The sequence below is a fragment of the Paenibacillus hodogayensis genome (assembly GCF_039536325.1).
GTDB classification, from domain to species: Bacteria; Bacillota; Bacilli; order Paenibacillales; family NBRC-103111; genus Paenibacillus_AB; species Paenibacillus_AB hodogayensis.
Map to the genome: position 1 here is coordinate 384,400 of NZ_BAAAYO010000008.1, position 23,891 is coordinate 408,290.

A 23,891-nucleotide genomic window follows, 5' to 3' on the forward strand; every position below is an offset into this window, starting at 1 on the left:
CCTATTTCGCACGGAATGACAGGTTTGCATTCACGACGTTCTCGAATTGCCGGAAATGATCTTCAAACCCGTTAAGCGATTGGCTTACCGCCGTAATTTGCGGACGCGGGAATAAGCTGATGACAGGCGCCTGCTCCGCGACTCGCTGATTGATCTTCAACGCCAGTTCGTGGCGAGACGCCTGATTCGTCGCTTCCGCTAATTGGGCAAGCAAAAGTTTCGTCGGCTCATCCTTGAAGCCGCCGTAATTGGCGCTACCTTCAGGTCCGTACTGTCCGGTCAATAAGGTGAGTTCGTCCCCGAACGTATTCCACGCTTCGATCGAAGCATCCCAATTGCCGGACTTGCGCGCCGTTTCGATCAAGCTGTAATCCCCGTGCTGGACTTCGGCTTTAATACCGATCTTGCTCCACTGGTTTTGTAACGCTTCGCCCAAAGCTTTATCGCCTCCCCAAGTCATCAAACGCAAGGTTAAAGGGGTGCCGTCCTTGGACCTGATGCCATCCGCGCCTTTTTTCCAGCCGGCCTCATCCAGCAGCTGTGCGGCTTTGTCGGGGTCATGCTTGGTATATACCGAGTTGCGCGTTTCCGCATAGGCGGGATTGGAACTTAGCCATGTCGTGATCGGAAAGCTTTGTCCTTCCGTGGCAAAAACGACCAGCTCCTTTCGATCCAGCGCCCAAGACAGCGCTTGTCTGACCTTAACGTCTTGAAACTGCGGCTTGTTCAGATTGATGTATATCGTCTGCGTGTTGGCCGCCGGAGTGGCCGACAACCGGATTTCTTTATGACCGGCGAAGCGGGCCATGCTGGACGCGGCTATATTGAGCGCTACATCGCTGCGTCCGCTCAAAGCGGAAAGCACCCTCGTCTGTTCGTCGCCTATTTCCTCGAACACGATCCTCGGAATCACGGGGGCTTTGCCCCAATAGGTTTTGTTCGCTTCCAGAACCATTTTTTGTTTCGGGGTAAACTCCACGACTTTATACATGCCCGTCATATCCATCGTATCGACCGCATCATGCTTGGCTTCTGCGTTATGAATAACGGTCTGGTAATAAGACAGATTCAGCGGGACCTGCACATGATTGCGCTTCGTCCTGACCTGTACGGTGTAGTCGTCCACCTTGGAGAACGTCAATTCATCGAGGAACGGCTTTGCCTGCAAATCAAGTGCCTTCGAGCGTTCCAAAGAGGCAATGACTGCGTTCGCGTCGACGGGCTTCCCGCTCCAGAAACGCGCATGAGGCCGTAATTTGATCTCCCACGCAGTCGGCTCCGTTTCTTTTGCGCTGTCTGCAAGAGCAGGCTCGATTTCTCCCTTCGCATTCACTTTAAACAATGCCTCTGCCGCGCCAATATTGCGCAAGTAGGGCGAAGTGAGCGGCTTCACCGGGTCCAGGCTGGCTGCAATCTCTTGTCCGGCCACCACGAACTCTTGTTTTGCCGATTTATCGGCTTCGCCGCTTGCTTTGTCCGACTCGCCGCTGGTCGGAACGGCTTTGTTACTGCAGCCTAAAACAGTAATTATTACGATTATAAAACAAACAAGAACTATTTTTTTCATGATAGCCTCCGCTCCACAATGCTGTGGATGTATATATGTATTCTTGCACCGCTCTATTTCATGAGAACGTTATGCAGCCAAGCTGACAATCGTTGCGGCGAGTTGCTGTCTGTCGCCACGGTTACGCTTTTTCTTGCATTTGTCGTACGGGACGGCCTGCTCCGTCTCATTTCCTAGAAGTCCGCCGCATCCTCTGCGAGCGGTTTCCCTTCTGTCGTTTCCGTAACCCTCTCGTGATTCGGTCGCTGCGGAATCAACTGAAGCGGACTACTGGCTTGGACTCCGCCGCCTCCCGACCCGACAATTTGGCAGACCGGTTTTTTGTTCCTCTGCAGTCGGAGTCGGCTGCCGTCATACCCTGAAACGGGCCGACGAGCCGAAAAACCCGGCGTTGCGCCGATTTGCCGGGAGAATGTTCGCCATTTCTTCGATGTCTCTATACCCTTATGGGTAGACATTGTACCCCTTTCTTTAAGCGTAATAATTACATTTTGAAGTATACTACAAATGATGGAAGCTGTCATCCGATGGATCGAGTTTTTTTTCAATTTGCTGGCTTCCTCTACATCCTTAACCAAAGATAACCGCGCGCTCGCATACTTAGCCGCTTCGTCGCTTCTTTTTGCGGGGACGACCCTTCCAAACAAAATCGGCGGACGCCGTTTGATTCAACGACGCCCGACTGCTTGATTGATTATCGAACATCCAATTCGTGATCCACATCCGCATAGGACTAATGCTCGTTCAGCAAATCCTCCAGCTCCTCCACGTCGCCGGTCGGAGCCAGGCAGGCGAAGTCCCGGCACACATAAGCCGTAGCCCGGCCGCCGAGCAGCCTTTTGTCCTGCACGAGAGGAAGGAGCGAGCGCACTTCTTCCCCGGCTTCTCCAGGGGGGTGAAGAATAACGAGCGAATTCGGCAGGAATACGCTCCTCACGGCCCGAAGCATCTCCTGCGTATGCTCGTCGGCAAGGTCGCCGGCCAGCACAATTTCGCTGCTTTCGCCGAAAGCGAAATCGAGCGCCATCAGGAACAGCGCATGCCCTGTCGGGTAGTGGGCGACCGCTCCGGCGAACGCCTGGAGCTGCTCGTCCGCTTTTTGCGCCAGCTTCGCGTCATAGGTCAGGCGGGACAGCCGAAGCAAATTCAGCGCAGCCGCGGAATTCCCCGAAGGCATCGCGCCGTCGTAAATTTCCTTCGAACGGGTAGGCAGCTGTTCGGCATCGCTGCCATAGAAGAACAGCCCGCCTTTATCATCGTCCCAGAAATAACGCAGCATGTCGGCATTCAGCTTCACCGCTTCCTGCAAGTAACGGAGCTCGAAGGTCGCCTCGTACAGCTCGATCAGCCCCCAGACGAGAAAGGCGTAATCGTCGACATAGCCGGGGTAGGCTGCCTCTCCGTCCCGGTATCGCGCAAGCAGCCGTCCGTCCTCCCGGCGCAGATGCACGAGCAGAAAATCCGCCGCCCGGGCCGCCGCCTCGGCATAAGCCGGTTGATCGAGCGCTTTGGCCGCCTTCGACAAGGCCGCGATCATCAGACCGTTCCACGAGGTCAAGATTTTATCGTCCTTGCCCGGATGAATGCGCTGCTCCCGTTCGGCGAAGAGCTTTGTCCGGGATACTTCGAACCGCCGCTTCAACGCATCGAGCGGCATTTGCTTGCGTTCGGCCACCTGCTCGAGCGTCGGACCGATGCGGTTGGGAATATTACGGCCCTCGAAATTGCCCTGCTCCGTAATATCGTACACCTCGTTATACCAATCGCCTTCCTCGGCGCCGAGAATATGCACGACCTCGTCGGGCTGCCATACGTAAAATTTGCCTTCCACGCCTTCCGAATCGGCGTCCTCCGCCGAATAGAACGCTCCGCCCGCATCCGTCATATCCCGCAGCACGTAAGTGAAGATCTGCTCGGCCACCTCGGCGTACCGTTCCTTGGCGGTCACCTGGTAAGCTTCGATATACGTCATGGCCAACAAGGCGTTATCGTACAGCATCTTCTCAAAATGCGGCACCAGCCACTTCGCATCCACCGAATATCGGGCAAACCCGAATCCGATATGATCGTAGATGCCCCCGCGATGCATCGTATCGAGCGTTTGTTCCACCATCTCCAGCGCCTGCACGTTTCCGGTCCGGTGGTAGTAGCGCAGCAGGAACGACAAGTTGTGCGAAGTCGGAAATTTCGGCTGACTGCCGAAGCCCCCGTTTTCCGGATCGAACTGCTTCTTGTACTGGTCAAACGCTTGATCGAGTAGTTGCTCCGACACCTCTCCGCCTTGCCGATGTTCGATGAGGCGGCCGGTCGTGTCCTCCATCACCTGGTCGCCGATCTCGCGAATCCGGTCCGCGTCCTCCTGCCACTTCTCGGCAAGCTGGGGCAGCACATCCATCAGCCCGTACCGGCCGTACTTGCGGTTCTTGGGGTAATACGTGCCGGCAAAAAACGGCTTCTTGTCCGGCGTCATCACGACCGTCAGCGGCCATCCGCCTTGCCCCGTCATCGCTTGGCAGACCGCCATGTACAGATGATCGACATCGGGCCGCTCCTCCCGGTCGACCTTGATCGCGATGTAATGCTCGTTCAAAATCGCCGCCACTTCATCGTCCTCAAACGACTCGCGCTCCATCACGTGGCACCAATGGCAGGTGGAATAGCCGATGGATAAGAAGATCGGCTTATTGTTGCGCTTAGCGATGTCAAAAGCTTCGTCGGACCAAGGGAACCAGTCGACGGGGTTATACGCATGTTGTAGTAAATATGGCGACTTTTCATTTATCAAACGGTTATGCTTTGGCCCCTCTTTTATCTCCATATATATGTACCTCTCCTCTTGTAGTCGGTCTATGTTAATATTACCCATATGGGCAGAAAAAAGACACTAACAAAATGTTAGCGTCGCTTATCGGTATTCAATTTCCAATGTGTTCATCTATACATGTGATGATTATAATCATGCTTAGCTGTGTTTAATGTTGATGACACCATGGCAGGTGGAATAGCCCATAGATAAGAGGATGGGTTGTTGTCCATTAGGCTTTGGAGTTGAGCGCTTGAGCACTACTTAATTCCTAACCGCGTCGCAGAGCTTGTCCGCAACGCGCGCAATAACTCGTGTCTGGTGGAGACTGCGTACCGCAGGCATCACAAATTAACTGCGGCCAAGCTTCATTTCCCTCGTTTTCCGTAGACAGGTTCGTCTCTGTTGACGGATTCAGTATGCGTAAGGCGCGGTGTTCCTCCATAGCACCGTTACGAATCAACCAGCCGAGCAGCAGTAAGCCGATGATTCCAACAATGATCATCCCTGCCGCTTTCCAGACTCCCTCCCATATATGAAAATCCCAAAGAGTATGAAGAGCAATAGCCGATAAAAGCAGCCCCGCCGGCCGGAACAGTGCATATCGCCCCTGTCCGGCAGCCCGACTTGCCATTGCGTACCAAAGACTTGCTGCGGCGATCGCTGTCCAAGTCCCGTGTCCGAAGGGGGACAGCAGCGCCCGTACCCATAATACGGCAATCATCCCCCATGCCGAATCGGGAGTGAGATGCGTCCACCCGTATAGTACACTTTCTAACGCGGAGAAACCCATCCCGGCAGCAGCGCCGAATACTAACGCATCCATCAGGAAGCGAGTTCCCTTCGTTCTGACAAGACTGACACATATGAGCAGTTTCAACGTTTCTTCAATTATTGCTATCGTGAGAGGCACCTTGAAGCTTGTATACGCAGGCGGGTTCACCCCTCCGTCAAAGAGCCAATCCCGTTCAAGCAGCCATGCCAACGGGGCGGCTATCACAGCCGAAGAAACAAATACAATCACCAGACGAGCCGGGCGAAATATCAGTAGCTGAGCGCTCCTCATATACGAAACAAAGGTGACGGGCCCAACCAGGCCACCCGTCAGCAATGCGGCAATCACCCATACCTGATCCTTGAGCCAGATAGCCAGCAAGGAAAACACCAAGAAAAGTCCACCCAGCCCAAAAAGGACATTGATCCAACTATCGTGTCGCGAGTGTTTCGCTTTGCTCCATTTCCCAGCGGTAGACGAACTCAACTCCGTTTCCGTAAAAAGAGCGGTCCCAGCGGCAGTGCGCGACAAATCCGGCCTGCGAATGCGCAGAACTTCGAGAAAGTGTCGCCGAACCGGGTCATAATGCTGCAAAATGAAATGGAATTCATCTTTTCCCATCACCAGCAGCTCACTATCTTCCATCGAAGTTAAGGAGTCGGCATGAGGAACGCCAGTCAATAAAGCAATTTCGCCGAAATAATCTCCCCCGCCCAAAACCCCTGTTCTTTTATCTCCGGCGCGCTTTTCAAATCGGCCTTTGCTGATCATAAAAAAACGGTCGGCTGCCCCTCCCTCTTTTACAATCGTTTCACCGCGCTGAACCCGTCGTCTTACAGTAATCTCTGCCAAACCGCGCAGCTCGGAGTCCGGGATAGCCGACCAAATTGATGCTTTGCGGAGCAATCCGTGCCTGATCCGAATTTCAGCCGAATACGATAAGCTCTCATGAAAATAAGGACTTGCCTCGGCCAATCGTTGAAATGAGGCACGATCCAAACGTAAAGCATCGACATCCCCTAGAGCTTTCACGCTGGCGGTACGCTTTTCCTGTTGGAGAAGCGCGATCTCCCCGATCAACGAACCCGGACCAAGCTCAGCAAGTAATACGGGTTTACCGATCAACGTTTTGGATAAAACTTGAACCTGGCCGCTTAAAATAAAATAACATTCATTCCCGGCCGCCCCCTCGGCAATCAATTGATCGTTGGCCTTGTAACAAACTTTTTCCATCGCCAACGCAACAACTTCCAGGTCACTGTCCGGCACACCGTGTAAAAGGGTATGATTCCTTAAAAAATCAATAATTTCAGTGTACATGTTGAACCTCTCTCAGCTTCAAGCACTTACTATACCAGCAATTCCTTCGATGAAAAAAAACACTATGCGAGGGTCAATCTCATTGTGGTCATACTATTAATCATATTGTAAGGGATAATAGGGGCAATTGGCACACACAATTTCCATTTCTTTGTTAGGATATTTTCAGGATAGACTAGCCTTAAAATGAAGCAGCGGCAGCCTTGGACGAGAAAAATAGGTCCTAGACTGCCACTGCCGCCGTCACTTTTCAACTATTGTAACCTTCGTAGCTTGGTGATTTTCCCCTCGCAAAAAATCTAATCGTCCATTTTGATCGTAAGCGATAAACACGCTTGCCTGATGCCTGTCCGATATAACACAGTATTTATCTCCCTGCACGTTGCGGGATATCCGTACGCCTGGTGGCCTCTTCGACCGTTACGTTTCGACCGCCCCATCCGGCACCGTTTAGCGCATTGATTACGGTTTGCATTTTATCACGTGGTACCTCTACGAAACCATAACCGGCCGAACGCCCTGACTCACGGTCCGTAGCGATTCGAGCGCTCAGGACTTCGGAGTACGGTTTAACCGCATTATAAAGATCTACTATGGTAAAAGCCCAAGGAAGATTTCTAAATTCAAGTGTGGCCGTCATCGAGGTCGTCTGGATTGTTGCTCCCCCTATCGCATTGTTTGTGCCTATACTCAGCGCTTGCTTAATTGCTCCATTTGCATCGTCATTGACCATCACAAGCACTCCTGCCAATGCCCCAATTATAAAAGTACCACAAGCCGTTAAAATCATTCTGCGATCCATTATGTATTCCCCCTACAATAAATTGGTAACTCCAATATAACGTATCTGTCTTAAACAATCAGTGACTAATACCACAATTTGCGATATTTTCAGCTACTATCCCCTTGAGATATCCAATAGATGATGTACGCTGTGGTCATATCAGGGAAAAAATCAATCATGTTGCAAATGTCGGAGTATTGCTAACGTCTCTCTTGCCAAAATATGAATTTCTATGTGGCAACAGCACATCACCATATTGGGGGAGTATCCTTGTTAGTTCTTTGGCGACAGGCCAATTTATGTCTTGCAACCATTCAAATAATTCAGGGAGTGTTTCTATAATTTCCACTGCGCTATATTGTTCTATTTTCCTTACATTCTCCAGATCATGTTTATGTTTTGGAATTAGGTCCCGAATGCTCATATATCGTTCCTTCTATTGGAGTGACTCTATTTTACCATTAAACTCCAAAATCCAGTAGCTTGTCGTTCAATCGCAATGCCCCCACCGATGATCCAACCTTTTGGACAACAAGGAATATGAGAACACGACGTCGAACAAGAAAAATATGGTAGTTAATGCTCATATTATAGCCTAATTTTTTAAGGAGAGACCTATGAAAAAAATCAATTACCTGGAAACAAAACCTTCAAGTCGATATGATCAATTTGATCCCGATCAAGAAGGAAATAAGAATACAAAATTTGCTGACTTGATTATAGATGGAAAATCACTATATCAAATGCTTAGAACGTATGACATGGTTCCTTCTCTAGGTTGGGGAAGCGATGAATATCAGAGAGAAATGATTGACTATTTTTTACTTCGAAAACCACATAAATACATGTACTATAGATATCCGATTATGGTGTGCCCTTGGTGTGGGGATGAAGAGTGTGGATTTATCTCGGTTAAGATAGACAGGGAAGACGATTTTATTATTTGGAAGGATTTCTATGTGGAAAGTGAGAAGAAAAAAATTAATATCGGACCATATCATTTCCAATGGGATAACTATGAAAAAGAAATTAATAATTCTTTTGGTACTGCAGGAATTCAATAATAAAAAAATCATAGAAAGAAAGGAAAGATCACATGATTGTATTCCTTTGGTGTGTCGGCGGAATCGTTACGGCGGTCGGTCTTCTTTCCGCATTCGGAGGGGGTGAGCCTTCATTAGGAGCAGTAGAAATACTGGGGGGCGCCTTACTCCTGGGCGTTGCAAAACTGATCGAGCTGCTTCGGAACATCTACCATCATATGCTGGGTATGCCTTTAAGCGATAGCCAAATTCGGCACATCGTCAAAACCTCCAAAACCTACGAAATGGAGTCGCCAGGGATATCCCTTTATCCTGATCACGGAACCGAAGATTTGCTTCTTGTCTTAGAAGGGGAGCATTATGTTCGAGTAGAATTGTTTACCTCCTATGTCACACAAGAAGAATATGAATATCGTTTTTCTTTTCCGAACAGCGACTCCATCACCCTGGAACTGTCGGATCGTTATTACACGGGAGTCGATTTGTTCCGAGTCCATAAACAGGTTTATGTGAAAGTAGCCGCTCTTCATTTGGTTTCCATTCTGAATAAAGGCCGAGTCATCCTAAAACCGGATCTCCCGGATTATAAGGAATAGCTCCCCGATCGAGAATCTCCCCCGAGGGGGAGATGGCTCTCACGGTACATGCTGCTGGATGCCGGATATCACCCATATCTCTCAAGAAAAGGCTCCAGCACGGCAAGCCCCTCCAATTGATGGGGACCGCTGACTCCATAAAAGAAGCCATGCTCCGCCTCAGGCAGCAAAACGACCTTGGCGTATTTGCCGGCCTGCAGAAGCCGCTCGCCCATTTCGTATATAAACGAATGCGGAAAAAATTGTTCCTTGCCGACAATGATGAACAGAAAATCGGCGGCCGTCTCGTCCACATGCGCGATAGGCGAAGCGATGCGAAAAAGCGGACTTTCCTGCTCATAGGGAACACCGATAACATCCTCGATATCGCGCTTAATATCCGCTTGCATCGGCTCCCACTTCTCCAACGTCCCCGGCCCATTTATGGACACGCAGGCCGCGGGTCTCCTCCACTCCTGCCTCAGCGCTAGGTCCGGATTGAAGATACGGGGGTCCGTCAAGGCCAGCAAGGACGCCAAATGCGCTCCCGCCGAGCTTCCCAGCACGATAATATGTTCAATATCCAAGCCCTGCTCGGCGATATACGCCAGGAACCGATCATACCCGATAGCAACGTCCTCCATCTGTTGCGACAGGCGAACGGCCGGAGCAAGGCGATACCCGACAGAGGCGCACAAATACCCTTTTCGTGTAAAATATTGCAAATGTTGATGGAAGCTGTCCCTGCTTCCCGCTTTCCACCCGCCCCCGTGAACGTAAAACAAAGCGGTCCGACGAGTGACGATGGCCGGGCTGGCGATATCGACCGCTCTTTTTAAAACGATCTCTTCATCATAATAATGGGTGCCGATTTGCATGGAAGACCTCTCCCCTGTTTCGTTTGATCCTTCAACTGTGTTGCGAAACCGCTGATACGGGTTCAACTCTGCCAAAAAGCGAGCTGTACGCTCCGTCCGATGCAGTCCGGCCAGGATCGCGTAACGAGCTATTTCCTCTGTAGTAATCCATGTCAACCCCGTGCCGTCAGCTGCGCTCGATTCGCCTCGATCCATGCCAAAGGATTGTCCATTCCGGCAGTCAACATCTCCAGATGCCGATTCGCCGGGATTTTGGTCAGCGCCTGAACGCGGCTGTTAATCAGTCTGGCGGAAATCAGATACGGGATGGCGGATGCTTCTTCCCGTTGCAGGGGCTGAGCGGCATTGCTGTTATAAGCGGTCAGAAAATCATCGATTCTTCCCCATTCGAACGAACAGCTCTGGGTCAAGGAGAAAATATCCGTCCCGTCAATGCCGCCTGGCCGAACACCGGAGAAATAAATGATCCCGTCCGCAACATCCCGGACCCGAGGCTGCAGGCTAATCCAATCAAAATCAAAGAGCGCACAAACTCCGTTCTCCTTGAAGGCCGTGTTGGCCGGATGATAATCGCCATGAATGACAACCTTCGGCAAAGCGTGATACGTGGAATCGGGAACTTGCAGCAAAATTTCACTTGCATGAGATCGGATTCGAACAAGCTGTTCCCACTCGGACTTAGGGGCCTGCTGTTTATGTTCTTCCATATACCGATCCAGTTGAGCGAGCATGACCGCCGGGTCGTCATAGCGGGGAAGCCGTTTCTCCACAGTCGGGGCGAACTCGGCAAGCGCATTGTGCAGCTTGGCCAAAAAACTCCCAGCGCCTGCGACCTGTTCCCTAATCTCCGGCTGAAAAGCGTCGCCATCCATATACGGGGCCAGTTGATAAACCTGGTCCTCTATACTCGTATGCAGCTCTCCTCTGCGATTCGGAAAAGGAGCGGGAACTGGAATGCCCCGTTGCTGCAAATAGTACAAATATTGCTCTTCGTAAGCGATCCAAGGCTCCGTGCTATATTTCTTATTTCTCATGCGCAAAATCCGCTTCTCTTCCTTGCGGCGCATCAGATAGTTGCGATTGGCGGTACCGCCGTGAAGAAGCGTAAGCTCGGTGTCCTCGGGAATACCGTATTCCTTCATTATCAACTGTGCAATTTCCGGTTTCATGGCTTCGCCCCACTCCAAAGATCGACAAACTGCTGTACATAATCACAATTTTAACAAGAGACAACCCTATCTGCTGTATGAATTGCTGTACGGATATGCCTCTAGTTTAGTCGCGCACTATATCCGTGTCAACAACAATGCATGATGAGAACGAAATTTTTTTGAGACAAATCAGTTTGAAATTTAATACCTTTTCCACGATTTCCTCCGGCCAAAAAATTAGACTGGCATACCTGTAGGAAAAGAAAAACCCATCTCCAACTAAATCACCATGTCGACAATGCTAAAAAAGGCTGCTATTTTATAATAGTCAATAACGTGACACTAAATCGAAAAGGATCTCGATAAAATGGACTGTTCCCAGGCGCCGAGAGAGCTGCACGAAAATAAGTACGGGGGTGCAGATGTGGGAGAGGAACGATTCAGATCGACAGGCTGGGATATTCGTGTCCTATCCGCGGAGCGGGAGACGGTGAAATTCCCCAAGGAGCAGGAATCTCTAGCCTTTCGCTTAAGCTTTCTTGCGGCTCCATCGTTGAAGCTCCAACGGCATGACCGGATTCTGGTCATTGCAGGGCAGTCGGGAACCCCTACATGGGCAGCATTTACAGCCATCGTGATCCGGCATGAACCGGGTTCGTTGTTACTATTTGCAAGCCTTCAATACGAATCGCGGTTAAAGGACGTTGTACGATTGGAGCTTCTATTTTCTCCGCTAACCTCGATTACAGGGATAGCCGGGGTTATAGAGACCATCGGTTTTCTTCCTCCGTTTCATTATGCCGAGATTACCCATGCTGACTTGAAGGCTGAGGACGAAAGCCTAGAGAAGATGCTGAGCATCACAATAAACGACACGACGGGAGATTTCTCCCGGTATACCGTATCCTTTCGGTTCGAAGGGATTGACGAGGCGAACCTATCGCCTTTCGAGAAACAAAATGTGTTATTTCAATTGGAGTTTAGCTATGCGGGTGAAAAGATACGTGTCGTATTGGATGCGCAAACGGGATTCGAGGGATCTTTTCTATGCCGGAAAGTCAGTGTGCGGATGTCGTCCGCGCTTGTTTGAGCAAAGAGGACTCCCCAGCCCAATTCACGACTGCGGAGTCCTCTTTGCTCATCTCGTATAGGAGTAAGGTAGCCGTTCTTAACGCGCCTTCACTTCTTGTATCGCTTTATCCGCGACGTCCTGCGCATCCCGCAGGGCGGTGTTGATATCTTTCCGGCCCATGCCTACGTCCTGCATCATTTGGGTAAACGGCTGGAAGGCCGCGCTCTGATACTCCCCTTTAACGGCAGGCTGAACGGTCGGTTTGTTGTAGAACACCGCCTTCATGTTGAGCGATTGCATGCCCGGAAGATCGGCGCCGAACTGGTCCTTCGCCGCTTGCAGCTTGATCGCCGGCGGAAAGCCGATCCGGCTGTTGGCTGTCTCCACTTCGTCGGAAGCGAGAAACTTCAAGATCTCCCAGCCTTGTTCCTTGTATTTGGATAACGGACTGATCAGGAGAATCGAAGCAGCGGGTGAAATCCCTTGTCCCTTGGCATCTGGCGGCGTAGGGACCGAAACCATATCAAAGTTGAGTCCGGTGTCTTTGGCTGCAAGGAATGGCTGGAAATAAGCCGCCCAAGGCAGCATGGCCACCGTTTTATCGACCATGAACGGATTGCGGTTCTCTTGAATCTTAGCAGGGATCGTGCCTTGCGACGTATACGCATCTTGGAAAAATTGCATAATCGTTCTCCATTTGGGATCGGACATATAGGTCGCTTTCCCTGTAACCGGATCGTACATGTTGACTCCATATTGCTGATAATAATAGCTCCATCTTCCCGGATCGAAGCCTTTGTACTCTACGCCGTTCTCGGTGCGGCTCATTTTCTTGCCCAGCTCGATCGCTTCCTGCCAAGTCATGCCGTCCTTCGGGTATGGCACGGCAAATTTATCGAACAAATCTTTATTATAGAACATCACCGCAGAGGCGGTCTGCCAAGGCAAGGCGAACAGTTCTCCTTTGTCCCCCTGATTCTTGACCATTTGCAGAGCGATGTCTTCGAATCGGTTCAAATCGTACTTGTCCCGCTTGATCAATTCCGCCAAATCGAAGGACAACCCCAATTGCTTGATATCCGATATGTTTTCCTGAAAACCGATCCAGAACAAGTCCGGCACTTCGCCGGCTGCCACCAGCTTCTCCATATTCGTTCTGGTAAACCCGTTCCCGACCGGTTCGATTTTGATGTTAGGAAACTTCGCCCTTACCCGTTTTCCGATTTCTTCTTCGAAGATTTCATTGGACGCATTGTTGAAAAACTTGATCGTAATCGGCTGCGTCATGTCCACGGCCGGTTTGGCCGGTTCTACCTCGACCGGCTGGCTTGCGGTCCCGCAACCGGCAACCACGGACAGCATTGTCATGAATGCCAATTTCCCCAGTGCGCTGATGTTTGATTTCACGTTCAAAGCCCTCCGTTACGGTTCATGAGTCAATTTCTTAAAATGTGATATCCGGTTTTTCGAACCTTATCCCTACTTCCGCCCAGTTCGTCCGTTGCCTTCATCAAAGCCAAACCCATCCCGTTGACGCTCTTCCCGGACACGAGCGTATTCGCGGATACGGACGGGTAGGCCAGACCCGCCGGCAGCAAGGCGACGGCTTCGGTTGTCACGGCGATGGTCGGACTTGCATCCGAGACAAACCCCTTAGCGTTCGTGCTTTTGACATAGAACGTATATCCGGTAGCAGGCTGCAAACCGGCGATGGATAACGAGTACCCGTAGGTGCTCCCGACAACGGTGCCGTCCCCTCCATACACGGTATATTGGACCGTCCCCGTATTGGACGGGGAGGCGTCCCACGCCAGCTCGATGGAATTCGCGGACTTGGCGGCCGCGCGGAGGTGAATGGGAGGCTCGGGCCGGTAATCGCTCAGCGTAATCGAACCGGTCCTGGCATACAGTCCCGCAAAGCCCGGCGCGGTAATCCGGCCCTCGAACGAATCGACGCAATCGATAACCCGATGCCCGTCTACTTCCAGAATAATGCGTACGCCGTTGGCTGTGTTCAGGGCTCCATACTCTACCAAATGGGTCGTTCCATAGCTCATGTACGCATTCGGAAGCGTACCGCCGAACTTGGGCGTGAACCCGGCAATAGTGCCGTACAATACCGTTCTCGTCCCTTTATTGAACCGGTGAAGCTCCACGCCCGTCGGCGAGAAAACGATCATATACGCATCATTAGTCGGCTCGCTGTAGCTCTGATCCCCTTTGGCGGATCTGAAGGAGAGAGCGTGCCAGCCCGCCGTATCATTGATGCTCATATTCATTTTCAGCAGCTCGTCTCCGTACCGCTTCCCTTGAAAGGCAGCGAAGCCGGATGGCGTGTTCATGGTTAAGGCGCCGTTGCTGACCGTCTTCTTCCCGGTGTCGCTGATATACCAGTAGTTCGTATCCTTCACGATGTTGCTGGCCGGCTCGTTGACGACCTGTATCGAGACGGTGCCCGATTCGGTCGTGCCCTCAATCACCGCCGTAATGCGGATCGCTGCGGTGCCGAGCGATACTGCCGACACTTTGCCGTTGACATCCACGGTCGCCACCTCCGGAGCGGCGCTTTCGAACGTCAAGGCAGAAATCTGACGCTGCCTGCCGAGCTTCGTGATGCTGCTGACCTCCAGCTTGGACGTTTGGTCGACCATCAAGGCCGGTCTCTCATTGCTCACCGTCAACCCGTCATATACGTCATTGACATAGATCGCTTGAACGACAGGGATGGTGCTGCCGTTCGACTGTGCGGTCAACGTAGCTATTCCGGTCCCTACCGCCGTAACGACGCCCGAGCCGTCGATCGTAGCTACGTCAGGGTTATTGCTCGTGAACGAAAGGGACGAACCGCTCGGATCGACTACCGCGCCGCTGCCGCCCAGTGCCGCTTCGATCTGCAACGGTGCCGTTTGGCCGCTGGCAAGCGACGTTTCCCGGATGAACACCTTGGCGATAGGCTCGCTTGGACGAAGGTGCTTGTAAGCGGCTTCCAAACCGGCATTTTTAATAATGCTCAACGCAGCCGAAGGCCAATCCGCCGCCTCAAACAGCCGGGTATTCGTTAAAGTCGTGGTGGCGCTGTTATTGACGAACTTTGGCGTATTCGTATACGTGCGATCGACCGCAATATTTTGAGCCGTTGGCGTCCACACATGCAAGAAATTTGGCGCCGTTTCGATCACATTATCCGTCGCGTTCCAATAGTTGCTGCCCTCGTCGAAATAAATCGCTCCCTGGCCGACATCATGGTCTCTGACCAAATAGTTGCCGGATATAAGGCTCGGCTGCCCGGCCGATCCGCCTGTCGTGCCTAACGTATAAATGTTGCCGCCATCGTTCAATTTTTGCATCACGTCATAGATCAGGTTGTTCTGGATTCGCATGTTGCGCAAATTGGACGACGGACTGATCGACCAGCCGTATCCGGCGTGTATGCCCGAATAAGGGATATTGCCGATCTCGTTGTGCGAGATATCCATATCTATCGCATATCCGGCGGAAATACCGGCAGACGAATAATACTCCACGCCGATGTTATGGATATAGTTGTTCAGCACGTCGTTGTTCCGGTTCAGTTTCCTCGGGTCGGTCGTCTGTTTCTGATCGTTGCTGACGTCCCCGACGGCGATCGCGCTTCCGGATATGTCCGTAAACGTATTGCCTGCGATCAAACTGTCCTGCGTGCCATCGGCCGTCCGGAGTCCGATCGAACCGAGCCGCGTGAATTGGTTTCCTTCAAACGTAACGAAATGGGCATTCTGTACATTGACCGCGCCCCGGATCAAATAATCCGCAGAAACGCCCCATTCGCGGATGTAATTGTTTTGCGCGTCCGAAAGTCCGTTCTTCGTGCTCGGTCTCAGCCAGGTTGCATACTGGAAGCTGATCCCCGAAAACGTCAGATGGCTCACGACGTCGTCCAGACTGCTTCCCTGAATATTGACCAGCTCTTCCAGCTCGGGCGCGATGACCTCGGCGGTTGCGAGATTTTCCCCGGCCCTCGGCTTGTAATAGAAGTCGCCCGTGGTACGGTCGTAGTACCATTCGCCTTCCTCGTCCAGCAGTTCATAGGCGTTCTCGTAATACCAGGGGTTCGTCGCGCTCGTGCCCCCTTTGTTTCTCGCGAAATACCAACCCGGCTGCTGCATCACGATGTTGGCAATCCCGTTCTTGACGGTGATGGAATCGACCTTGCTTCGCGGACTTGTCCACTTCTCCTTGTAAACCATTTCGATGTCCTTGATATTGTTCCAGCCGGCGAGGAACGTATCGGTCGTCGTATGTCCCGTTGCGCTGTTCGTCGCTTGCGCCAAACCGCCTGCACTTCTGGCCCGGACCGCGCGGACGCCGTTCACGTAAAGCTGCCTCGTGTCCAGGTTTCCGCCGCCGTTCGCTTTATAGATGTTTTTGGACGCATCGTGCAAGGTCCAGCCGGTAATCGCTCTTCCTCCGCTAATGACGGGCTTCTCGCCCGGGAACGCTTTGTAATGAACCGTAAACCCGTTGTGCCCCGAATCCCGTTCGTCGAACGTCAGCGTGCCTGCTTTGATCGTTCTTGTCTCGCTGACCGTTTTATCCCGGTTATAGAGCACTTCGTCGCGGAATTCGTAAGGTTGCCTGTAGGTGCCCCCTCTCAGGAAGACCGTAATGTCCGACGTCATCGCGCCGCTCAGCGTACGCACCTTGTCTCTGGCCCTTTGGATCGTGCGGAAAGGATGCTCCAGATTTCCGCTGTTCTCATCGTCTCCGCGGACCGGATCGACATAATACACCCAGTATGGACCGGCGTCGATTCGTTCCGAAGGGGCGCTGGAGTAAGCGTTTCCCCGGTCAAAGGCATCCGCGGGCGTCACTTCGAACTTCACGAACTTCCCCTCCATATCGGGCGCAAGAGACAGCTTCTTCGCGGTCGAACCGGCTATCGGAACGTAACTGCCCTCCTTCGAGTCGGAGATAAGCCATCGGAATGTCGAGCCCGCTTCGGGGTCGCGATCCGATTCGGCGTACTCGTACAGGCCGGTCAGCGTATGCCCGATGGAGGCCGCTCCGCTTATGCGCACATTCCCCGCGGCGGGCGCTGCGCTCGGCACGACCAGCATAGGTTCGCTGTACATCGTATCCCCGGTTGTCGGGGCCGCTGCCGTGCGAGGAGTGACGGCGAATTTCAGATATTTGCCCAGATCATCGCCGCTTACCGTATACTGCCGGCTTGCGCTATCGGGGATCAGGGTAAAAGCTCCGTTCGCTGCAAGGCCTGCGTACCAAGACAACGTGGTACCCGCTTCCCGGTCTCCGTTCGTGTCCTCATAATCGTAGCTTGCGGTCAACGTCCGGCCCGGCTGCACGAGTCCGCCAACAAGCACGTTCGAAGCGGTTGGCGCCTTCGGCACCGAATCGGGTGTGCTTGCGGCGAGGGTCACGGCCATCTGACCGGCTGCCGAAGAATTCGTATCCGATACCGCATTTACCGCAATGCTCCCTGCCGAAGCGGAGTCGTTCACGGTAAGCAAGCCGGTCTGCCGGTCTATGCTCACTCCGCCAGGCGTGCCGGCCAGCGACCAAACGACCTGTTCGGCAGTTACCGCTTCGGTCGTGCCCAACTGGTTTTTCACCGTCTTCACATATGCGTATGTTTTGGCTGCATTGCCGGGCAGCGGAATTGCAACGGAAGCGCTTCCGGTAACAACAACGGTTGTCGGCTGTACCGGTTCCACCACAACGTCGTCCACATAAAAATCGGAATAGCGCCCCGCTGCGTTTTTCGGCTCATTGCTGTCTGCATGCTGCACGTAAAATCTCGCATTGTCGTATACGTATCCGTCGCCTGCGTTGTTGGGTTGCGTCGGGAACGTTTGGATGCCTCTGAGTTGCGTCCACGCAGTCACTACCGTCCCGGTAACCATGGCCGGATAAGTCGAAGGCCCCCATTTGTTTCCAGTCTGCGTAAGGTAAAGACCTACCGTTCCCGTGCCCTCGGTCCGCTTGACCGCGGCTGAGAAGTAGTAAGCTTTGCCCGGTTCGAACGACAGGCCGTTTTGCCCGACACTCCCCGAGTACGCGCCGGGTCTTCCGATTTTGACCGATGCATTCCCGGCGAACCTCTCCGTCGTATCCCTAGTCAATGTGCCGGAGACGGTTGTCGTCCATCCGGACAAATCTTCCTCGAACCCGGGATTGCGGATCATGTTCGTTGCCGCATGCGCGGTAGTTGCTCCGAACGAACCCGCCGTCACCAGCACGGCGAGCATGCACGGGAGAAGGAACGAAGCGGACTTGATTGCTGGCTTCACTTTGGTTTCACTCCTTTGTTCGATCGTCAAAAGACCCTGAACCGTCTGCAACCCGAGCGCTTCCATTCCTTCTTGCGCAAGTAGCCGTACGTTGGTCCAATCCCTGTTGGACATACGTTCCTCCTTTCAGCTTTCAAGCAGGATGCGACGGTTCTCCCTAACGATAGCAGAATGGGCTGCGGAGCGCCCCGGAACGAATCGACTTCGGATAGCACGATTTCGACTTCGCACGGATAAAGTACGCATAATCCGTTCCCTTGGGGAACGACCCGTACATTTCGCCAAACAAGGGTCAATGCCCTTAGCGGGAATATCCCGCCGTACATATTGTTATAGGGAGCACTTCCGTCTTTCGCAATCGGGGAGGGGAAAGTATGAAAGCATGCGTAGTCGGTCTGGGCTATATCGGCCTTCCTACGGCCATCGTCATGGCGCAAGCCGGTATTCGGGTGCACGGAGTGGACAGGAGCGCCGATATCGTCGATACGCTCCTTAGCCGCGGAATCCATGTAGCCGAACCCGGTTTGCAAGACGCGATGCTGCAGGCGATGGACAAAAGAACTTTGACGTTTTCCACCAAGCCGGAATTCGCCGATACGTTCATTATAGCCGTTCAAACGCCGCTCGGTCCCGGGCGCTCGCCGAACCTGGATTACGTGCGATCCGCTGCAGAGTCGATCGTTCCCTGCCTGAAGCCGGGAAATTTGGTCATCGTGGAATCGACGGTGCCGCCGAACACGATCGAACGGTTCATCATACCGATTTTGGGCCAAGCCAAGCTGGAGATCGGCAAACAGTTGTTTGTCGCTTACTCGCCCGAACGCGTCTACCCCGGAAACATATTGAGCGAACTCGTCGGCAACGATCGGATCATCGGCGGAGTCGACGGAGAATCTTCGCGAAAAGCGTTGCGGCTGTACAGCCGTTTCGTCCGGGGAACGATTCATACGACAGACGTCGGAACGGCAGAGCTGGTAAAATTAATGGAAAATACGTACCGCGACATCAATATCGCCTTCGCCAACGAAATGGCGCGAGTCGCCGAGACAGTCGGTGTCGACGTATGGGAGGCGATCCGGCTAGCCAATACGCATCCGCGGGTGCATATGCTGAAGCCCGGACCCGGTGTCGGGGGACATTGCATCGCCGTCGACCCGTGGTTCATCGTCGCCGGCGCGCGAGGGCAAGCGCCGCTCATCTCGCTGGCCCGGACGATCAACGACGGTACGCCGATGCATATCGTCCGGTTCGTCGAATCGATCGTCGCCGGTATAGACGAACCGGTCGTAACCCTTCTCGGGCTATCCTATAAAGGCAATAGCGACGATACAAGGGAAAGTCCGTCCCACGCGATCGGCGCCGCCCTCGAACGGAAAGGCTATTCGCTCAAACGATTCGATCCATACGTCCGGTCAGGCATTATGGGAAATATGGGCAGCGCATCCGAAGCGGCGGAACGATCGGATTGTCTCGTTCTGCTGACGGATCACGACCAGTTCCGCGACCTGGATTTTGGGCAGATCGGGGACGTCATGCGAACCCGTCTCGTCCTCGATACCCGCAATTGGCTCGATGCCGGACAATTGGCGAAACTCGGCTTCACTTGCTACCGCATCGGCACGCCGATGATCGGTTCCGTAGCGGAGCGTGGTTCCGATGAATAACGATCCGTCGGCGACGTACACCCAAATCGTGGAGCAAATCGGCCTCCTGCCGCCGCAGCCGTCGAGCCATTGCGGGCGGCCGGAAATCGTTGTTGCTTGTATTCTGGATCAATTCAGTTTCGAGTGCTTCAAATACGAATGCACGCTCGTTCAGCTGAATATTATGCATTGGCGCGCGCAACTGGACGCGGCCCGTCCGCATTTCGTATTGGTCGAGTCGGCTTGGCACGAACCGGGTTGGGGAATATTCGGCTGGGATAACGCGATAGACATGTACGAAATCGGCAAGCTTGTGCGCTACTGCAAGGAAGCCGGCATTCCGACCGTTTTTTGGAACAAGGAAGATCCCGTCAATTACTTCAACTTCATCGGAACCGCCAAACGGTTCGACATCGTCTTCACGACCGACTCGAACTGTTTGAAGCCGTACCGGAAGGCATGCGGACATTCCCGCGTGTTCAGCTTGCCTTTCGCGGCGCAACCCGCCATCCATAATCCGGCGGGAGCGGACTACAGCCGGAAGCGGAATGTCGCCTTCTCCGGGACGTATTACAAATCCAGCTGGTATCCGGAGCGGGAGGCCGATTCGCAAATCGTGCTGAAGCCGGCTCTGCCATATGGCCTTCATATATACGACAGGCACGGGCAATTGCCCGACTACGAGTTTCCGGAGCTGTACAAAGCGCATATCGTCGGCTACTTGGATTACGCGCAAATGGTCAAAGCCTACAGGCTGTACAAAATTTATTTGAACGTCAATTCCGTCAAATACAGCCCGACGATGTTTTCGCGAAGAGTTTACGAATTGCTGGCCTCCGGCACGAACGTGATCAGCTCGTATGCGCTCGGCATCGCGGAGATGTTCCCCGGCATCGTTCCCATTGCGCAAACCGAGGAGCAGACCGCTTATTTTCTCGAAACGCTGCTCCGCAATAAACGCTCATCGGAGAAGTTAAGCTTGCTCGGTCTCCGGGAAGTCCATGCCAAACATTTGTACAAACACCGTTTCGACGAAATATGGAATAAGCTCGGCATGGGCGAAAAGGCGCAGCTCCCCCTCGTTACGGTAATCGCCCCCGTATCGAATCCGCAGGCAATGACGCGGGTAGCGGAACAATTCGGGCGGCAAACCTGGGAGAACAAACAATTGATCCTGCTTGCCCGCGTTCCGCTCGCCAATGGGCAGTCATGGAGCCAGCCTGCAAAGCCGAACGTCCGTCTTCTTCTCCGTCCTGCGGACGATTCGGTCGAACAATGCTTCCACATGGCCGTCAAATCGGCTTCCGGAAGCCATATTGCCGTCTTTCACGAAAACCATTACTATGCTCCCGCCTATTTGACCGACCTCATGCACGCTTTTCGATACACGGATGCCGACATGGTCGGAAAAGCCGCTTATTTCTCCTGCGGGGACAGCTTGAACGCCATGCATCTCGCCAACGAAAATCGGCAAAACCGTTATGTAACCGAGCTGGCCGAGCATGCCTGGATTATGAAAAAACAATTGCTCGCCGATATGCCGTCCCCGGCCCCTATCGGAAACACGTTTGCCGCTTTTTTGGAGGCTTGCGGGCAGCAAGGCCGCAAGCTCTATTCCTCCGATCCGTTCAATTACGCCAAGCACGCCCCCCCCCCGGCAGTGGATAAAGACGAGCAGCTACGGGACATTACAGTATGAGACAAACCCGGCACCGAGAGGAGGGGACTAGGTGCAATGAATATTCCCGTTATCGGAATTTGCATTTCCATGGACAGAACGTATGTCCTTCCTATCGTGGAGAAGAGACTTCGATCCTACCCTCGCGATCGCGAAGCGGAGTGGGTCTTATTCGATCGCGACTCGATCGACGATGGAGCCGGGACGATTATCGGCCGCCGCTGGGACCCGCAAGCCCAGGCATTCGGAGAGGTAAACGAGTCGCTCCCGCTTCCGCATGCGGTTTACATGCAGTGCATCGCCGACCGGCCTGCCATGATACGGCTGGAAAACTTGCTCGGCCAAAACCGGCTGTTCAACAACTATATGTTCGACAAATGGCAATGCTGGAATTTACTATCAGTAGATAGCGTCTTTCGCGCCCTTGTCCCGGATACGCGGCTGTTCGGTTCGGAATCGGACCTTCGCGAATTTCTTGTCGATTATCGCGATATTTTCATCAAACCGATCGATCCCGAGCACGGGCACAGCAGCAACGGCATTATTAGACTTGTCTTGCAAGCGGACGAAACGGTCCACGCTTCTTACTCGTCGGGCATGCAGATGAACTTCTCGTCTTTCGGGAGCACCCGTCATTTCTATGACTGGTTCGAACCGAGTTTGACGTGCAGACCTTATATCGTACAAGAAACGATCGTAACGGATTTATGGATGAGCGGCGCGGCGGACATTCGGCTGCACATGAACAAAAACGGTGCCGGACAGTGGGAATTTTCCCATGCGCTGTTCCGCATTGCGCAAAACCGCAGTCACGTCATTCCGTCGCAGATTATGATGCTGACCATGGATAAATGGAGGAGTATGTTTCCTGCCGAAACACAACGAATCGACGGCGTCGAACGGGAATTGATTGAGCTCGGTTGCCGGGTAGGCGAACTGATGGATCATACCGGCTACCATATGGCGGATATCGGCATCGACCTGGGGATGAAACGAAACGGCGAGCTGCGGATTTTTGAGATCAATCCGCTGCCCACCCCGCTGCTGAACAAGCTGGAGTCGACTAGCGAAGCGTCATTGACGCGGCCGCTCGATTACGCGCTTTATGTTGTAGGCTAATAAGAATGACGGCATTTCGCTTAGGAACAAACAAACATTCTACTCCAATAGAGGTACAACCTGAATTTATTTTCATATAATAATGCGAAAGGAGGGGATATGTATGGGTACAGGATTAACTTGTCTCGTTACGGTCACGCTTGCTTCTTACGTTCAAACAATTCCACCGCTTCCGCCGGTGACTATTCCCGTGAACGTAAATCTGTTAGTCAATGTCCCGTTTCCGGAAACGGCCGGTACGGTTACAATCGATCTTTTCCCATTGCTAGGCGTTGTCGGCACGATTACGGTCCCTTGTCCGAGCGTCACGACGCAAGTAGTAGCTATTACTCCAATCCTTTCTGCAAACCTGATTATTACCGTTTCCGAAGCACCGTAATTTGCGCCTTGATGTACAGAAAAGCTGCCCCGGTATCATGGGGCAGCTTTTTCATAGTCTTACGAACCCTATTGACATATCCCGCTCATGGAGCCGTCATTTTTTTGCCAACAACCGGCCCACTTTCTGCAACAATTTCCACGTAGCGCTATATCGGATTTTGACGGTGTGAGCTTGCCTGATGTTTTCGTCGTCGGCTTGCATGTGCGACCGCTCCTTTACTCCTCAACGTACTTTCGAAAAGGAAATCCAGCTTAACAGATTGATCCGGGACTTTCTCCCTTTTTCCTTCGCCATACCGAAAAATTGACCGAGAAATTGCTCCCATTTCGGAGCGATCTCTTGTTTGGCCTCCTGATTTTCCAGAACGGTTCGAATGCTCTCGTTCAATGCCGCTTCCAAGTGGACTATAGCCGCCTGCAAATGGTTGTCGATGCTTTGCACTTGGTCGATGCTTTTTCCCTGCATGTCCGATCAACTCCAACAGTTCAAATGGTTTCAACTTCGCCGACATCTTCGGCCAACGGTTCGAGACTGGCGATTTCTTCATCGAAACGCTTCTTTAAACGTTCGAACTGCGCTTCGGCGATAATGTCCTCCACCTCGTCGCGCGCCACCTGCAGCGCATATTTGGCCCGGTCAGCCAACCCGAAAGCGCCTTGCATTCCGCTGAGCGCCAGCGGCTTCAAGGTCGTTCGCGCTATAGGCAGCAGCGCTGAAACCGCCCATGTCATGGCAGCGCCGATAATCATTTTTTCTGTAAGTCGTTGCATCCTGCATCGGCACCTCCCTTTTTTCGACTACGAGCAAGAAAACA

18 protein-coding genes are annotated in these 23,891 nt (G+C 52.8%); 7 read left to right on the plus strand and 11 right to left on the minus strand.

Annotation, left to right across the window (positions count from 1 at the left end):
• Position 1: 1 nt before the first annotated feature.
• From ABD796_RS17555 to ABD796_RS17575, 5 genes are all read right to left on the minus strand, one after another.
• Entirely contained in the window at positions 2-1,567 is a 1,566-nt protein-coding gene (locus ABD796_RS17555) for an ABC transporter substrate-binding protein (RefSeq protein WP_344909868.1), read from the minus strand.
• Positions 1,568-2,300: 733 nt separating this feature from the next.
• Positions 2,301-4,385 (minus strand): thioredoxin domain-containing protein, encoded by a 2,085-nt coding sequence (locus tag ABD796_RS17560; protein ID WP_344909870.1) that lies wholly within the window; start codon positions 4,383-4,385, stop codon positions 2,301-2,303.
• Positions 4,386-4,641: 256 nt separating this feature from the next.
• Positions 4,642-6,465, minus strand: a complete 1,824-nt coding sequence (locus tag ABD796_RS17565) for a cyclic nucleotide-binding domain-containing protein (RefSeq protein ID WP_344909872.1) — start codon at positions 6,463-6,465, stop codon at positions 4,642-4,644.
• A gap of 367 nt (positions 6,466-6,832) precedes the next feature.
• Positions 6,833-7,267: an RNA recognition motif domain-containing protein gene (locus ABD796_RS17570; protein WP_344909875.1), complete on the minus strand. Its 435-nt coding sequence runs from the start codon at positions 7,265-7,267 to the stop codon at positions 6,833-6,835.
• Positions 7,268-7,424: 157 nt separating this feature from the next.
• Complete coding sequence (locus ABD796_RS17575) at positions 7,425-7,673, minus strand: DUF5071 domain-containing protein (protein ID WP_344909877.1); 249 nt, start codon at positions 7,671-7,673, stop codon at positions 7,425-7,427.
• 193 nt (positions 7,674-7,866) lie between these two features.
• Here ABD796_RS17575 and ABD796_RS17580 point away from each other — a divergent pair, with 193 nt between their 5' ends.
• Together ABD796_RS17580 and ABD796_RS17585 are read left to right on the plus strand one after the other, a co-directional pair.
• On the plus strand, positions 7,867-8,313 hold the full coding sequence (locus ABD796_RS17580) for an oxidoreductase (RefSeq protein ID WP_344909879.1): 447 nt from the start codon (positions 7,867-7,869) through the stop codon (positions 8,311-8,313).
• A gap of 32 nt (positions 8,314-8,345) precedes the next feature.
• Positions 8,346-8,888: a hypothetical protein gene (locus ABD796_RS17585; RefSeq protein WP_344909881.1), complete on the plus strand. Its 543-nt coding sequence runs from the start codon at positions 8,346-8,348 to the stop codon at positions 8,886-8,888.
• A gap of 68 nt (positions 8,889-8,956) precedes the next feature.
• On the opposite strand, the gene ABD796_RS17590 is transcribed toward ABD796_RS17585, so the two are convergent.
• A complete protein-coding gene (locus ABD796_RS17590) occupies positions 8,957-9,745 on the minus strand; it encodes an alpha/beta hydrolase (RefSeq protein WP_344909884.1) in 789 nt (262 codons plus the stop codon).
• Positions 9,746-9,897: 152 nt separating this feature from the next.
• Positions 9,898-10,914 (minus strand): phosphotransferase enzyme family protein, encoded by a 1,017-nt coding sequence (locus ABD796_RS17595; RefSeq protein ID WP_344909886.1) that lies wholly within the window; start codon positions 10,912-10,914, stop codon positions 9,898-9,900.
• Positions 10,915-11,386: 472 nt separating this feature from the next.
• Between ABD796_RS17595 and ABD796_RS17600 the strand changes: the two genes are divergently transcribed.
• Positions 11,387-11,986 (plus strand): Imm50 family immunity protein, encoded by a 600-nt coding sequence (locus ABD796_RS17600; RefSeq protein ID WP_344909888.1) that lies wholly within the window; start codon positions 11,387-11,389, stop codon positions 11,984-11,986.
• Positions 11,987-12,064: 78 nt separating this feature from the next.
• Here the strand turns inward: ABD796_RS17600 and ABD796_RS17605 are convergent, their stop codons facing one another.
• Positions 12,065-13,375, minus strand: coding sequence for a type 2 periplasmic-binding domain-containing protein (locus tag ABD796_RS17605; protein ID WP_344909890.1), 1,311 nt, complete (start codon positions 13,373-13,375; stop codon positions 12,065-12,067).
• Positions 13,376-13,404: 29 nt separating this feature from the next.
• Positions 13,405-18,369, minus strand: a complete 4,965-nt coding sequence (locus tag ABD796_RS17610; protein ID WP_344909892.1) for an Ig-like domain-containing protein — start codon at positions 18,367-18,369, stop codon at positions 13,405-13,407.
• 260 nt (positions 18,370-18,629) lie between these two features.
• On the opposite strand from ABD796_RS17610, the gene ABD796_RS17615 reads away from it, so the two are divergent.
• The 4 genes from ABD796_RS17615 (at position 18,630) to ABD796_RS17630 (ending at position 23,074) form a co-directional block, all read left to right on the plus strand.
• Positions 18,630-19,919, plus strand: a complete 1,290-nt coding sequence (locus ABD796_RS17615; protein ID WP_344909894.1) for a nucleotide sugar dehydrogenase — start codon at positions 18,630-18,632, stop codon at positions 19,917-19,919.
• Positions 19,912-21,597 (plus strand): CgeB family protein, encoded by a 1,686-nt coding sequence (locus tag ABD796_RS17620; protein ID WP_344909896.1) that lies wholly within the window; start codon positions 19,912-19,914, stop codon positions 21,595-21,597. Before ABD796_RS17615 ends, ABD796_RS17620 begins: the two co-directional genes overlap by 8 nt.
• 36 nt (positions 21,598-21,633) lie before the next feature.
• Positions 21,634-22,695 (plus strand): YheC/YheD family protein, encoded by a 1,062-nt coding sequence (locus ABD796_RS17625; RefSeq protein WP_344909898.1) that lies wholly within the window; start codon positions 21,634-21,636, stop codon positions 22,693-22,695.
• A gap of 103 nt (positions 22,696-22,798) precedes the next feature.
• Positions 22,799-23,074 carry a hypothetical protein gene (locus ABD796_RS17630; RefSeq protein ID WP_344909901.1) on the plus strand — a complete coding sequence of 92 codons (276 nt, stop codon included), beginning with the start codon at positions 22,799-22,801 and terminating at the stop codon, positions 23,072-23,074.
• Positions 23,075-23,299: 225 nt separating this feature from the next.
• Here ABD796_RS17630 and ABD796_RS17635 read toward each other — a convergent pair whose 3' ends face one another.
• A complete protein-coding gene (locus ABD796_RS17635) occupies positions 23,300-23,542 on the minus strand; it encodes a hypothetical protein (RefSeq protein WP_344909904.1) in 243 nt (80 codons plus the stop codon).
• Positions 23,543-23,562: 20 nt separating this feature from the next.
• Entirely contained in the window at positions 23,563-23,847 is a 285-nt protein-coding gene (locus tag ABD796_RS17640) for a DUF5132 domain-containing protein (RefSeq protein ID WP_344909906.1), read from the minus strand.
• Positions 23,848-23,891: the final 44 nt, after the last annotated feature.